The organism is Paracoccus saliphilus (genome assembly GCF_028553805.1).
In the GTDB taxonomy this organism is placed as follows: Bacteria; Pseudomonadota; Alphaproteobacteria; order Rhodobacterales; family Rhodobacteraceae; genus Paracoccus; species Paracoccus saliphilus.
Window position 1 is genome coordinate 1,567,522 of the sequence record NZ_CP067140.1, and the last position, 14,215, is coordinate 1,581,736.

Genomic DNA, 14,215 nt, shown 5'->3' on the forward strand with positions numbered 1-14,215 from the left:
ACCAGAACCTGATTGTCCCGGACATGACCGATGCCCCGATGACCACCGGCACGACGCCGCGCCGCCCCCTGTCGCGTCAGGTGCTGCCCTATGCGATGCTCTCGCCCGCGGTGCTAGTCACCCTGGCCATCGTGTTCTTCCCGATGGTCCAGACCGCCTGGATGAGCCTGCATGAATATGTGCTGTTCCGCCCGAATGATTTCACCTGGGTAGGGCTCGAGAATTTCAGGACCGCGCTTGCCGACGAGGTGTTCTGGATTTCCCTGCGGCACACGATCATCTGGATGGCCACCACCATTCCGGCGCAGTTGTTGCTGGGGCTGGTGACGGCGCTGCTGTTGAACCAGAGCTTTCCGTGGCGGCCGCTGGCGCGCGCGCTGATCATCATTCCCTGGGCCTTGCCCTCGGTGGTGATCGCGCTGATGTGGGTCTGGATCTATGACAGCAATTACGGCGTCGCGAACGAGTTCCTGCTGCGTCTCGGGTTGATCCAGAAGGCGATCCCGTGGCTGGCCGATCCCGATACCGCGCTGGCCTCGATCATCCTGACGCTGACCTGGCAAGGGTTTCCCTTCTTCGCGGTGATGATCCTTGCCGGTCTGCAATCCATCCCGCAAAGCTATTACGAGGCCGCTTCCATCGACGGGGCCTCCACCTGGCGGCAATTCTGGCACATCACCTTGCCGGGCATCTCGGGCGTGATGGTAACCGCCGTGCTGCTGCGGACGATCTGGGTGGCCAACAGCTTCGACGTCATCTTCGTGATGACCGGAGGCGGACCCGGATATTCGACCCACACGCTGCCGCTTTATGCCTTCATCAAGGCGCGCACCAATCTGGATTTCGGATATGGCTCGGCAATCGCCGTCATGTTCACCCTGCTTCTGATGGTCGTGGTGCTCTTCTACCTGCGCCGTACCGGAAAGGCGGTGCAATAATGGCCCTGCGGAAACCCTCTACCTTGCGTCGTATCCTGACGGTCGATCTGCCGATTCTGGCGATCCTCGCCTTCACCCTTGGCCCGTATCTGTGGATGTTCCTTACCTCGATCAGCCGGGAATCGACGCTCTTCACCGAGGGCCCGTCGATCTGGAACGCCACGATCGAGAATTATACGAGGCTGTTCGCCACGGTGGGCTTCGCGGATAACCTGATCGACAGTTTCATCGTTGCCGCGGGAACCGTGGCGGTCGGCCTGTCCCTGTCGGTCACCGCCGCCTATGCGTTCTCGCGGTTCAATTTCCGCGGCAAGCGCATCCTGATGCTGCAATTCCTGCTGATCAACATGTTCCCGCTGGTGCTGCTGATCCTGCCGCTTTTCGTGCTGATGCGGATCCTGGGGCTGCTGGACACCCATCTGGCGCTGATCATCGCCAATTCCACGGTCGCCATTCCCTTCTCGATCTGGATGATGGTCAGCTACATGAACGGCATCCCGCGTTCGCTTGACGAGGCGGCGATGACCGATGGCTGCACGCGGATGCAGGCGCTGCGCCGTGTCGTGTTGCCGCTCTGTCTGCCGGGGATCATCGCCACCGGCATCTATATCTTCATCACCTCGTGGAACGAATATCTCTATGCCCTCACCCTCGGCGGGCGGAACGTGCGGACGATCACCGTCGCCGTGCAGACCCTGATCGGGGAATACGAGGTGCAATGGGGCTTGCTGACCGCCGGCGGCATTGTCGGCGCGTTGCCGGCCACCGTGCTGTTCCTGCTGGTGCAAAAACGCCTGATCTCCGGCCTGACGCAGGGCGCGGTGAAGGGCTGAGACGAAAAGGAAAAGAACTTGGACAACCCGATTGGCATCATCTCGATGCAATTTACCCGCCCCTTCACGGGCAAGGATCTGCATTACGTCGCCAAGGCAGCCGAGCTTGGCTTTGATTTCGTGGAACTTCTGGTGCCCGAACCCGAGGACAACCTGCCGCTTGCGGATGTCCGGAAGGCCGCAGAGGATGCCGGTATGTTTTTCGTACTGGCGGCGCGGGTGAACCCGCAGCGCAGCATCGCCTCGGAGGTTGCGGCGAACCGGCAGGGCGGGATCGACTATCTGAAACGCTGCGTCGAGACCGCCTCGGAGATCGGTGCGGACATCGTCGGCGGTCCGCTTTACGGTGAGCCGATGGTTTTTGCCGGGCGGCCCCCGGTGCCGCGCTCGGATGCCGAGATCGCGGCACGGGCAGAGCGCACGATCAGTGGACTGGCCAAGGTTGCGCCCATCGCGCGGGCTGCAGGGGTGACATTCGCGCTGGAAGCGCTGAACCGGTTCGAAACCGATATCGTCTCGACGACGCGTCAGGCGGTCGAGGTCGTGGATGCGGTCGGCGACAAGGGGTTGGGGGTCATGCTGGATACCTTCCACATGAACATGGAGGAACGTTCGGTCCCCGACGCCATCCGCCTCGCCGGGAACCGTATCGTGCATTTCCAGGCCAACGAGAACCATCGCGGCCATCCCGGCACCGGTCATCTGGACTGGCCGGCGATCATGCGCGCCCTGCACCAAGTCGATTACCGCGGGCCGATCTCGCTCGAACCCTTCCGCCGCGATGACGACCGCGTCGGCCTGCCCATCGCCCATTGGCGCGCCCCACGAGAGGACGAGAGCGCCAAGCTGCGCGCGGGTCTTGGCGTGATCCGGAACGCATTGACGCTGGCGGAGGTGGACCAATGATCAATATAGGTTGGATCGGTTGCGGCCGTCATGCGCGGCAGATGCTCTTGCCGCAACTGGGGCGCAACGATATCCGCATTGCCGCGCTTTGCGACCGCGATGGCGAGGCGCTGAAACGGACTGCTGCCGAATACGGGGTGACAGAGCTGCATTCCGATTTCCGCGAACTGGTCGCGACGCCCGGGCTGGATGCAATCGGTATGGCGGTTGGACCCGAGCTTCACCACGCGGCCAGTCTTGCGGCGCTGGAAAAGGGGCTGCCGGTTTTCATGGAGAAGCCGCCAGCCGCAACCGCCGCTGGTGCGCAAGAACTGGCGCGGGCGGCGGAAAAGGCCGACAAGCCGGTGATCGTGGGCTTCATGAAGCGTTATTCCACCGGCAACCGGATCGCCAGAAATGTCCTGACCGGCGGCGATTTCGGCGATATCCTCGGCATCACCGGCGCCTATATGACCGCGCCGACCTATTTCCAGGGCGAGCCGGACTATACCGGCTTCTACCTGCATCACTGCGTGCATTACATGGACTTGATCCCGTGGTTCATCGGCGAGGATTTCGGGGATGTCCGGATTCGCAAAATCTCGCCGCAGCCCGGCAAGCTGCTCTTGCATATGGGCTTCACGACGGAAAGCGGGATCATCGGCAACGTGGTGATGGGCACAGTTCAGTCGCGCGGCACGCCGATGGAAGAGATCCGGATCATGGGCGATCATGCCCGCCTGCATATCGACAATATCATCAACGTGTCCCTGTACCGCGACCCGCCCTTCAAGGCGGACGATCCGGGCGCCACGCTTGATCCGGCTTGCGATACGCTCAGCTGGACGCCGAATTTCACCGCCGCCGCGAACGAGGATCACAAGGGCTATGCCGCCCTGTTATCCGACGTCGCCGCGACATTTCGCGGCGATCCGCGTGGCGCGCCCGATATCGCCGATGCGGCCCGCGCGATGGAGCGGCTGGAACGGATGATCGCGCAGATCGAAGGGTAGGGAGGGTTCCGTCACGCTGGACATGAAGGCCTCCTTCGGCAAACCTGCGGTTGCGATGCTGTGGATATCTTGGGCGTATCGCGGCAAGGACTGTTGTTTGAGCGAAAGACGGAGGAAAGCGTGACCTACGAACCCGTGCCCTTGCCCGACCGCGTGCAATTGTCGCCCGATGCCTCGCTGGAGTCAGTGCGGGCGTTTCGGGACCACATGCGGCGACGGCATAGCGTGCGCGACTTTTCCGATGCGCCGGTGTCGCGCGCGGTGATCGAGGCCTGTATCGAGACCGCGGGAAGCGCGCCATCGGGGGCAAACCAGCAGCCCTGGCATTTTGTCGCGATCGGAGATCCGGCAATGAAGGCGCGTATCCGCGAGGCGGCGGAAGAGGAAGAGCGGGCCTTTTATGCCGGCGGTGGCGGCGATGCCTGGCTGGCGGCGCTGGAGCCGGTTGGCACCGGACCCGAAAAGCCCCACCTGACCATTGCCCCGTGGCTGATCGTGGTTTTCGCGCAGCGCTACGGGGTGCGGGACGGTGAGCGGCACAAGCATTACTATGTTCCCGAAAGCGTCGGCATTGCCTGCGGGTTGCTGATTGCCGCGATCCATCATGCCGGACTGGTCACCCTGACGCATACTCCCAATCCGATGAAGTTCCTCAACGAGCTTTGCGAGCGGCCCGAGAATGAAAAGCCGGTGATGATCCTGCCCGTCGGGTTACCTGCCGATGAAGCTCATGTCCCGGCCATTGCCAAGGTCAAGAAGCCGCTTGACGAGATCCTGTCGGTATTCTGAATGGTCCGATTGGACGAGAACCTGCCGGCCTGAAGCGTTTCCTGCTGGCTTCCGGCCCACCGATCATCGGGGTCGCCCATGATATAAGTGGTCCTGGTGCCGAGGCGGATATCTCCGGCATGGGCTTCGCCACAGCATGGGGACAGGCACGGTTATGATTGCCTTGCATAATCTTGGATGACTTTCAAAGCACTGGCCGTGCGAGGCGATGTTCCCGAATGTTCCGGGGGCAAATCTGTCAAGGGGACATTTGGCAGGAATGAGGCTGCCGACATGTCAAGCACCCCACGCGGCTTGACAGCATGCTTCAACTGGGGAACAGGTCATTTCCACGATATTGCCTACCCGATATGTTGGAGGCGCCCGCCTGCGTAAACCGTTAATATGTTTTTGTTTTTGTTAAAATCATACAGATATCTGACGATTCTTTCATTCGCTCTGCCGTCAAATATTAAGATCTTGCGCCGATATTTCGATGGAAGCATCGAGGCGACAGATGATTTTTGACGGAGTGGGATTTTCGTGGCTTCCGCCACTTCTTTCGCTGGCAGTACTTGTTGCGGCCTTGTTCGCAGGACGGCGGCCCGGATTGTTCGTACTGGTGGCAGGCGGCATCGTTCCTGTCGTCGCGATCGAACTGTTGCCAGGCATCGATCTGGTCGATGCGATCTGTTTCCTGTTGCTGTCAGTGGCCCTGGTCCTTGTGGGCCTGGGCCATCGCGACGCAAGAGCGCGAGTGCGCGATCTGCGGGAGCAGCTTGAGGCGCGAGAAGCCCATCTGCGCTCGATTCTCTGCACGGTTCTTGACGCGACAATCGTCATTGACAAGCAAGGCAGGATCATCTCGTTCAATCAGGCCGCGGTTCGTCAGTTCGGTTATCCCGAAGCCGAAGCGGTGGGGCAGAATGTCAATATGCTGATGCCGGAGCCGTACCGGGGTGAACATGACGGTTATATTCACAGGTATCAAACGACGCGTGAACGTCGGATCATCGGCGTCGATCGTGTCGTCGTCGGCAGGCGGAAGGATGGTTCCACATTCCCGATGAAGCTTGCGGTCGGTGAAACGAGGAGTGGCGGCGAAACCTTTTTCACCGGCTTCATCCGCGACCTTACCGAGCGCGCGGAATCAGAGGCTCGACTCGAAGAAATACAGGGAGAGTTGGCGCGTTTGTCCCGGCTTAACGAGCTGGGTGAAATGGCATCTACCCTGGCGCATGAGTTGAACCAGCCGTTATCGGCGATTGCCAATTATGTGCAGGGGTGCAAACGGCTGCTGAAGAATATGGATGATGCGGCTGCCCTGCACTTGCGCGAGGCGCTGGAGGAAACCGCGGACCAATCGCTGCGGGCGGGGAAGATCATTCATCACCTGCGCGAATTCGTGACGGGCGGCAGTACCGAGAAGCGACCCGAGGACCTCAACAAGCTGGTCGAAGAGGCTGGTGCCCTGGCCCTGGTCGGTTCGCGCGAGATGAGCCTGCATACGGTGTTCGATTTCGAGACGGGCCCGAAGCAGGTCGTGGTGGATCGCATCCAGATTCAGCAGGTGCTGATAAACCTCATGCGGAACGCCATGGATGCCATGAAGGAAAGCGAAATGCGCGAACTGGTGGTACGCATTCGGCAAGGCGCGGCAGAACAAGCCGTGGTGGAGGTTTGCGATACCGGCCCCGGCGTGTCCGAGGAAATAACCGGTCAGTTGTTCCAGCCTTTCGTGACGACCAAGCCCGGGGGCATGGGGATGGGGCTGTCCATATCCAAGCGGATCATCGAATCCCACGGCGGTAAATTGACCATGCAGAACAACGAGAAGGGAGGAGCGGTTTTCCGCTTTACCCTGCCCATGAAGACGGAGCGATAGCTGGAAGATGAGCGATGAAGTGGTAATCCATATCGTTGACGACGAGGAGCCTGTCAGAAAATCCTTGGCCTTCCTGATGACCGTATCGGGTCATGCGGTACGGGTACATAACTCGGCAAGCTCCTTTCTCTCGGTTGCCAAGGATCTGGATCATGCCTGTCTTGTGACCGATTTGCGGATGCCCGAAATGAACGGGGTCGAACTGCTTCAACAATTGCAACGCGAGGATGCGATGATACCGGCCATTGTGATCACCGGGCATGCCGATGTGCCGATGGCGGTCGAGGCGATGAAGGCCGGTGCGCTCGATTTCATCGAGAAGCCGTTCGTGGATGAGGTTCTGCTGGATGCGGTTGCAGGGGCAATTGCCGAATTGGGGAGAAAGTTGCGCAATGCGGAGGATGTCTTGGCTACGCGCCAGCGGATCGATCAACTCAGCGAAAGAGAACGCCAGGTGATGGAGGGCATTGTCGCGGGTTTGCCCAACAAGACCATTGCCTACAATCTCAATATCAGTCCGCGGACGGTGGAGGCTCATCGTGCGAATGTCATGGCCAGAATGAATGCCAGGAACTTGCCGGCACTCGTGAGAATGGTTCTTGCGGCAGAGGCAGATAAGTCCTGAGTTTCTTTTTGCCTGCAGATACCTCATCCAGAGGCTATGGAACAAGCTTGTCAGGATCATTGGCTGTTTCCCGGCACGGCTGACGCAACCAGCTGAATCTCGATGGGGCCATTCTCCAGTTCGTTTCCGTACGAAATCGCTAGCTATGAGCTGGCCAAGGAGAAATTCCGTGACGTATTTTTATGATAAGATGTTGAAATAATTTGTGAACCCGGTGGGTTTCATTCCCCCCTTGGCCTCCACCTTCGGAGGAAAAAAGGGTTTTGCTCCCCTAGGGTCTGGCCCCATTGATTTTCGTTGCATGGCGTGATTCACCGGTCGGAAATTGAGCGGTAATATGAGCAATCTCTTCTGGCTGAGTGACGAGCAGATGGCGCGTCTTGAGCCCTATTTCCCGAAGTCCCACGGCAAGCCACGTGTTGATGACCGTCGTGTTTTGAGCGGCATAATTTTCATTAACCGCAATGGGTTACGTTGGCGCGATGCGCCGAAAGAATATGGCCCTCATAAGACGCTCTATAATCGCTGGAAGCGATGGAGCGAGAAGGGAATCTTCGCACAGATCATGATTGGCCTGACTGCCGAAACCAGCGAGGAGAAAACGGTGATGATCGATGCGACATATCTCAAGGCACACCGCACAGCGACCAGCCTGGGCGTTAAAAAAGGGGGCGTGGGCGCCTGATCGGCAGAACCAAGGGCGGGATGAACACCAAACTGCATGCCGTCACAGATGCGAAGGGCCGCCTGATCCGGTTCTTCATGTCGGCCGGACAGGTGAGCGATTATACCGGTGCGGCGGCCCTGCTGGACGGCCTGCCGAAGGCGGATTGGATCCTCGGGGACCGTGGATGCGATGCCGACTGGCTTCGAGAAACATTAAAAGACAAAGGGATGAAGGTTTGCATCCCGGGTCGAAAGTTCCGCAAGAAGACTATGAAATACGACGAGCGGCGAGACAAACGCCGCAATCGGATTGAAATCATGTTCGGCCGGCTGAAGGATTGGCGCCGCGTGGCAACCCGATATGATCGCTGTTCGGAGACCTTCCTCTCCACCATCGCACTTGCCGCCACGATCCTATTTTGGCCCTGAAACGCAATGTGATGGAGCCTAGTGCTTTCATTGCCCGAATATGTCGTTTTCGGCCTTGCCTAGCCCCTCCAACACCATCTTGCGATGATAGGCGTCTCGGGACGGGTAGAGGGTTTGTGTCCGCATTTTGGCCTCGCCCTGATGGAACCGTATGAATTGGCCGCCCGTTTCCGCGGTGACCTGGCCCCATTCGGGCAAACCCTCACCGTTGGGATCTCCCGTCTTGACGAAGTTGGCGAGATAGCCGCTTGCCAAATCCCGCATGGCAAGATCCGGGTCGGTCCATGGGCGCTGGTTCGGGTCATCTTCACGCAGTGAAGCGTTGAAATAATAGATATCCGCCGCGTGATAAGCACCACGGAATCCCTCGTTGTCGCCGGGAGGCGCGTGATCCCAATACCACAACCAGATATCCGCGTCTTCGCTATGGGCCTTGGCAAATTCAGCGCCCAGTCGCACATATTGAAACATCCGGTCGTTCTGCATCCGTATGTGAAGCCGGTAGGCGTCCAGATCGGTCATCGGCACATAGAGATCAAATACCTCCTCATTCTCCCAGCCCACCATGTAGGGGCGGGCAGTCGCCAAATCGAGAACTGCCTGACGATACTCTTCAGGCGTCATCTCGCCATCCGGATCGCCGCCCAGGCTGGTGCGTTCATCTGCGGTCTGCCCGATCATGATGTCGAGCCCGCCGAAATCGCCCGGCTGCAGCAGGTCCACCGAATCTTCTGTGAAGCTATGGCCGTCAATGGTGTAGAACTGGTTGCTGGCCGTTGCATTGGACAGTAGGCGGTAGAGTGATCTGTCACTGCCATTGAACGGTGCGAGCCAAGTCTCGTCGGGAATTTCCCTCAGTTCCGCAAGTGTCATGGGCCGCCCGAAAAGTTCGTCGACTGCGGCCTGATTATTCTTCATCTTTGCTTCGACGGCCATGGTCTTGCCCGGTAGGAATCCGGTGAAGCTTGACGATATGACCGCCCGGTCAAAAAGCCCTTCCGCAAGCGGTGAGCGCAAGAGTGCCACCGTGTTCTCTGCGCCCGCCGACTGGCCGCCGATGGTGACGGTTTCAGGATCGCCGCCAAAGCCATCGATATTGTCGCGGATCCATTCCAACGCGTCGACAAGGTCGAGTATTGCGTAATTACCCACAGCGCCCTGGGGGTTTTCTTCGGCCATTTCCGGCAGGGCCATGAAGCCAAAAGGTCCCAACCTGTACTGGACCGATACGACGATAAGGCCGTGTGAGGCCAGTTCGGCTGCCTGAAGGTCATCATATTGCGCCGAGCCGGTCCGGTTCGCGCCGCCATGGATCAGCATATAAACCGGCAGGTTCTCGTCAGCGCCCTGGCTTGGGGTCCAGATGTTGAGCACCAGCCCATCATCATTGGCGATCTCGTTGCCTTCCGGATCGTGGTCTTGGAACATCTTTGGGCCGGGGGTATCCGCAAGATGAATTCCCTCCCAGGGTTTGACAGGAGGCGCGGGGCGCCAGCGGTTATCGCCTCCGACATTTCCGGCGAATGGCACGCCAAGAAAGGCGGTAATTCCCTCAGTGTCGGAAGGTACGCCCGCAACGAGCCCACCTTCCACCTTCACTGGTCCAAGCCGAGTGTCTTTTGCATTCGACATCGTCGAGAATGCCATCAAGACGCAGGCAATCGACAATGCCGCCCTACCTATCCTGTAATGTCGCAACAGTTGCTCCTCCTGTTGTCCGCCCCATGATGGTTGTGGTGATGCGATCGGCGGGAAAGCAGGTAGGGTATTTGCCGGAACTTGCGCATTCACCTCATCCATCGTTTCCGTGGGATTGATGTTCTGACCCGCCATATCGAAGTTATTGAAATATCCTGCGAACGAGTAGCGTTGCGCGGGGCATAGCAATATCATCACCAAGCCTGTCGCCGATAGCTGGAGTGGTTCGGTTACCGCTGAAACCACTCTGCCCAGCGAAGATGGCTTTGAAAACAGCAGGCAGTTATCATTCTATGCGTCCGGCCCAATTGTCAAAGACAAGCTGGGCTTGCAGATCTGGGGGCGGAAGTTCGATCAGGACGCGTCCTCGGTCGAAGGCGGACCCGCCGGATCGGATGATTACGATCTGACTGGTCGATTGACCTGGCAGATTGATGATCAGAACGAACTGCGCCTTGAGGCAGGGCGGACCCAGATCACCAGCGAGGAATATGGTGATCTGAGCTACCGGGACCATGATCGAAAGCATTGGTCCTTGTCTCATATAGGCCGGTATGGTGACATGGAAACGGATATCAGTCTGTCGCAAGAAATTGGTGAGCGAACCACGTTCGACCGTGATGAACTGGGTGCAGAATATATCAAGAATCTGCGTTCACCCGAGATCCGCAACACGGTTCTCGATGCCAAGGCGAGCAAGCCTTTCAACTGGCATGGTCAACATCAATTGACTTTCGGGGCACAGTTCATACGCACGACGCTGCACGACCAGAACCCTGGCGCCCAGGCCGATCTGCCCGATGATCAGCGTTACGACGAAAAATTCACGGTCGATCAATGGGCGCTATATGCCGAGGATGAATGGCGGCTGCGCGATGACTTCGCCTTGACCCTTGGCATGCGCTACAGCGACCACGAGCATTATGGCGAACAGGTCAACCCACGCATTTACGGGGTCTGGAATGCCTCGCCGAGCCTGACGATAAAGGGGGGTGTCTCGACAGGTTATCGCGCGCCTGACATTCGGACCATCACACCGGGTTATGCTTATACCACTGGAGGTAGTGGATGCAGCAGCAATACACCGCCGTCTTGCGGGGTTATCCTGGGCAACCCGGATCTGGAGCCGGAGGAAACGACGAATATCGAGATCGGCGCGATGTATGAAGCCGATAACTTCACGCTCAGCGCGACGGCATTTCATACGAAATTCAAGAACAAGCTACAGCAAATCAACACCGGAGACCCTTGGCTGGACGGTCCACAATATCTTGGATCGGATGGTAATAGATACGATTACGTCATATATCGGAACTTCAACGTTGATCGTGCCGAGATCACCGGGCTAGAGCTTGCCGGGGACTGGTCGATCACTCCGTCGCTTTCTGCCCGGGCCTCTTATACCTATACAGATTCCGAGCAGAAAACCGGCGATTTTGCGGGCTTTCCGCTTGCCCGGACGCCCGAGCACATGGCCAGCCTCCGGTTTGACTGGGTAACCCCGGTTGACGGGTTGGATACATGGATCAGTGCAAACTACCATGGTTCTGAAATTGCTTCCGGCCTGCGGATCGGTGATGATGGCCGCGAAGTGGAAATCAACGGACAAACCGGACAGAAATACGCACCCTATACCACTGTCGATCTGGGCGTGAATTACCGGATCAATGAAAATGCCACCCTGAACGCAGCCATATACAATGTGCTGAACAAGGAGATCCGCGAGGAAGAGTTCCGGACGGTGGAGGAGGGGCGCAGGCTATGGCTCGGGTTGACCACGAATTTCTGAGATCCGGTTTATTGCCCGGCAGCTCGATTTCAGCCAATCGGACAGAGACGCCGTTGTGACTGATACAAGTCGCCGATCCCTGCTGGCCAGTCTACCGGCGATTTGTCTTGCCGGGAAACTGGCCGCGCAGGGAACCTCCCGTTATCGTTTTGACAAACCGCCGGAATATCATGTGTTCGACAATCCGCCTGAAACCCACGCCCTCTCCAGGTTCGACATTGTCGTGGATGGGCGTGGCTATCGTCTCTTTCTGGCCGTGCCGAAGGCGATCGCACCTCCGGAAGGTTGGCCATCACTCTGGATGCTGGACGGGAATGCGGTATTCGATCGCATCCATGCGGATCACCTGACACGCCATTCGGGGCTTGTCATTATTGGCGTCGGCTATCCAGTAGACCGGATCTTCGACACAACGGCACGGGCATTGGACTATACTCCGGAAAGTCTTGTTTCGAATCCCGAAGAAGGCAGAGGGCGCGAAACCGGTGGCGCCAATGCATTCCGCGCCCGTCTGACCGGAGCGCTGCGTGAAGCCGTCGAGGCCGAATGTCCGCTTGATCCGTTACGACGAGTATTATGGGGCCATTCCTATGGTGGCCTATAGCGCTGCACTGTCTTTTGTCCCAGCCTCAAGCCTTTGCAGGCTGGGCGCCGATAAGCCCCTCGAGCGGCTTCGGTGGCAGTGTCTTACAGCAAATGATTCTCGAAGCCCCGCAGCTTCCGATTGGCAAGATTGCTCCGGTTCGGATCATGCTCGGCGACAACGAACATCGCCATGGCACCCCGCCTCCGGTCGAGAATCGACCCTCACCGGAAACGATGGCATTGGCGAAACGTCTCGCACAGCGCGAGGATCTGGACGTGGAAGTCACTGTCCTCGAAGGATTGGGTCATGGCAAAACTTTTGCGGCGTCGTTTCCGTATACGTTGGAACTGGCCGCGAAACTTTTCAGGGCTTGAACTTCCAGAAGGGTGGCCCTTTCCCGAATGTAGTCTCATCCATCCGCCAGAACCGATCTGCCGGACGCTTGAGCCGATGCACCTGTTCTGCCGTCTGGTCTGCATGTTTCGCGACCCAACAGTTTAGTGTGGCATGGTCCACACCCCCCCCCTGTCCAGCCGTGATCTTTTCGAGATCCCTATTCGACACGGTGTAGCGGGCATAAAAGAAGACCGCGAAGAGGATCACATCCTTGGGAAACTACGCCCCTTTGGCCGAGATCATCACCTGCCGTCCCAATGACTGTTGTGTCAGACATGAACGTCGATCCGACAATACCTTCGCCTCAAGTGGAAAGGTTCGCGATAGAACCTATGCCCAGACCGCATGGGCGTTGTTTCAGGCCTCGTCGTCGGCAGAATTCACGTTGCGCATCCGGTAGGTTAGAGCGCTCGGCATGCGCAAGCCCGAACCTGCCCGCCACCGCACAACGAACTGGACGTCTTGCAACGAAGGCCTGAAGCGGCGTGGATCATTGTTGATCTGGCTCGACAAGGACATGGCCTGGCATGCCCCCGAGGCCGGGCTTCCGGGTCGACCACCGGTATTCTCCGACGCGGCGGTTCAGTTCTGCCTGATGGTGAAAGTGCTGTTCGGTCTGCCGCTCCGGCAAATCGAGCCATGGAAACGCCACCGGTCCGAGTGACCATGGCGAGGGGGATGGTGTCGAGCATTCTGCAGATGGCTGGGCTGGATTGGCCGGTTCCCGACTTTTCCACCCTGAGCCGCAGACAGAGGAACATCGCCGTCGCGATCTCGAGCCGTCAGGCCCCTCGACCTGCTGGTGGACAGCACGGGGATCAAGTTTCCTGGTGATGGCGAATGGCTGGCCCGCAAGCACGGCACCCACCGCAGACGCCAATACCGCAAGGTTCATCTTGCGATGGACACGGGCACCGGAGACATCCGGGCCGTAGAATTCACGTCACGCCGCGAGGGTGACAGTCCCGTTCTGCCAGGCCAGCTGGACCAAATCCCGCCGGATCAGCAGATCGGGACCGTGACTGGTGATGGGGCCTTCGACACCCGTCGCTGCCACAGCGCGATCCTCGCGCGCGGCGCGGCACTGCCATCATACCCATCCGCAAGAACGGTCGCCTCTGGAAGGAAGATTGCCCCGCGGCAATGGCCCGCAATGACATTTCCATGGCGACCCGGCGCCTTGGTCGGGCGATCTGGAAGCGGTGGACGGGCTATCACGTCCGAAGTCGGATCGAGGCGAAGATGCGCGGCCTCAAATTCTTCGGAGAGAGGATCGCCTCGCGAGACCCCGACCGGCGGACCGCCGAAGTCGAGGCGAGCTCCGCATCGCCCTCATGAACCGTTTCAACGCACTCGGCTAGGCCGAGATTGAACGCGTGACCCGAGGTCTCCGGGGAAAGGGGAAAGCCCGTCCCGACGACGCATTCTGCAACAGCGCCAGCCAGATCGGAAATGGCGAGCTTCGGCGGCACCAACACGAACATGTGTACGTGATCGCTCGACAATACCTCACGCAAGATGTGAACCTCGTTCTCTCGGTAGACCTGCCGGCAAATGCCGCGCGCCCGCAGGCGCAAGTTTCCGCTCAGCGCTTTGTAGCGATACTTGGATCGACCAGACGAGATGATGGGGGTGGTAGAAAACGCAGTGCTTGCCGGTGTAAGATCAGAGCACGATTCGTTTGCGCTGAAGCAGATCCGACTG

12 protein-coding genes and 3 pseudogenes are annotated in these 14,215 nt (G+C 58.8%); 12 read left to right on the top strand and 3 right to left on the bottom strand.

All coding sequences use genetic code 11. The features are described 5' to 3' along the window. Positions 1 to 23: 23 nt before the first annotated feature. The 8 genes from JHX88_RS07415 (at position 24) to JHX88_RS07450 (ending at position 8,042) form a co-directional block, all read left to right on the top strand. Positions 24 to 938: a carbohydrate ABC transporter permease gene (locus tag JHX88_RS07415; protein ID WP_076528457.1), complete on the top strand. Its 915-nt coding sequence runs from the start codon at positions 24 to 26 to the stop codon at positions 936 to 938. Then, on the top strand, positions 938 to 1,771 hold the full coding sequence (locus JHX88_RS07420) for a carbohydrate ABC transporter permease (protein ID WP_076528455.1): 834 nt from the start codon (positions 938 to 940) through the stop codon (positions 1,769 to 1,771). The genes JHX88_RS07415 and JHX88_RS07420 overlap by 1 nt, the downstream gene beginning before the upstream one ends. Before the next feature lie 18 nt (positions 1,772 to 1,789). Then, complete coding sequence (locus tag JHX88_RS07425; RefSeq protein WP_076528453.1) at positions 1,790 to 2,677, top strand: sugar phosphate isomerase/epimerase family protein; 888 nt, start codon at positions 1,790 to 1,792, stop codon at positions 2,675 to 2,677. Further along, positions 2,674 to 3,669 (top strand): Gfo/Idh/MocA family protein, encoded by a 996-nt coding sequence (locus JHX88_RS07430; protein ID WP_076528451.1) that lies wholly within the window; start codon positions 2,674 to 2,676, stop codon positions 3,667 to 3,669. The genes JHX88_RS07425 and JHX88_RS07430 overlap by 4 nt, the downstream gene beginning before the upstream one ends. A 120-nt stretch (positions 3,670 to 3,789) precedes the next feature. Further along, entirely contained in the window at positions 3,790 to 4,458 is a 669-nt protein-coding gene (locus JHX88_RS07435; RefSeq protein WP_272848209.1) for a nitroreductase family protein, read from the top strand. A 589-nt stretch (positions 4,459 to 5,047) separates the two neighbouring features. After that, a complete protein-coding gene (locus JHX88_RS07440; protein WP_272848210.1) occupies positions 5,048 to 6,322 on the top strand; it encodes a PAS domain-containing sensor histidine kinase in 1,275 nt (424 codons plus the stop codon). A 7-nt stretch (positions 6,323 to 6,329) separates the two neighbouring features. Continuing rightward, positions 6,330 to 6,947: a response regulator FixJ gene (fixJ, locus tag JHX88_RS07445; RefSeq protein ID WP_076528447.1), complete on the top strand. Its 618-nt coding sequence runs from the start codon at positions 6,330 to 6,332 to the stop codon at positions 6,945 to 6,947. A 337-nt stretch (positions 6,948 to 7,284) separates the two neighbouring features. Further along, positions 7,285 to 8,042 (top strand): IS5 family transposase gene (locus tag JHX88_RS07450; protein ID WP_141225934.1). Its coding sequence is split into 2 segments (ribosomal slippage): positions 7,285 to 7,621 and positions 7,621 to 8,042, totalling 759 coding nucleotides; the frame shifts between segments, so codons are not numbered across the junction. A gap of 27 nt (positions 8,043 to 8,069) precedes the next feature. On the opposite strand, the gene JHX88_RS07455 is transcribed toward JHX88_RS07450, so the two are convergent. Next, a complete protein-coding gene (locus tag JHX88_RS07455) occupies positions 8,070 to 9,935 on the bottom strand; it encodes a carboxylesterase/lipase family protein (protein WP_336389955.1) in 1,866 nt (621 codons plus the stop codon). A gap of 133 nt (positions 9,936 to 10,068) precedes the next feature. On the opposite strand from JHX88_RS07455, the gene JHX88_RS07460 reads away from it, so the two are divergent. The 3 genes from JHX88_RS07460 to JHX88_RS07470 all read left to right on the top strand — a co-directional run bounded on the left by JHX88_RS07460 (position 10,069) and on the right by JHX88_RS07470 (position 12,489). Continuing rightward, positions 10,069 to 11,529 (top strand): TonB-dependent receptor domain-containing protein, encoded by a 1,461-nt coding sequence (locus JHX88_RS07460; protein ID WP_272848211.1) that lies wholly within the window; start codon positions 10,069 to 10,071, stop codon positions 11,527 to 11,529. A gap of 55 nt (positions 11,530 to 11,584) precedes the next feature. After that, the gene (locus JHX88_RS07465; RefSeq protein ID WP_076528441.1) at positions 11,585 to 12,133 is read left to right on the top strand and encodes an alpha/beta hydrolase-fold protein; all 549 of its coding nucleotides are present in this window, start codon (positions 11,585 to 11,587) and stop codon (positions 12,131 to 12,133) included. Between the two features lie 92 nt (positions 12,134 to 12,225). After that, complete coding sequence (locus tag JHX88_RS07470) at positions 12,226 to 12,489, top strand: hypothetical protein (RefSeq protein ID WP_141225932.1); 264 nt, start codon at positions 12,226 to 12,228, stop codon at positions 12,487 to 12,489. Positions 12,490 to 12,520: 31 nt separating this feature from the next. Here the strand turns inward: JHX88_RS07470 and JHX88_RS07475 are convergent. Continuing rightward, positions 12,521 to 12,718: pseudogene (locus tag JHX88_RS07475) on the bottom strand (IS6-like element ISPmar1 family transposase); the annotation flags it as partial. Between the two features lie 208 nt (positions 12,719 to 12,926). Here JHX88_RS07475 and JHX88_RS07480 point away from each other — a divergent pair. Continuing rightward, positions 12,927 to 13,872: pseudogene (locus tag JHX88_RS07480) on the top strand (IS5 family transposase). Between the two features lie 81 nt (positions 13,873 to 13,953). Here JHX88_RS07480 and tnpA read toward each other — a convergent pair. After that, positions 13,954 to 14,170 (bottom strand): annotated as a pseudogene (tnpA, locus tag JHX88_RS07485) (IS200/IS605 family transposase); the annotation flags it as partial. Positions 14,171 to 14,215: the final 45 nt, after the last annotated feature.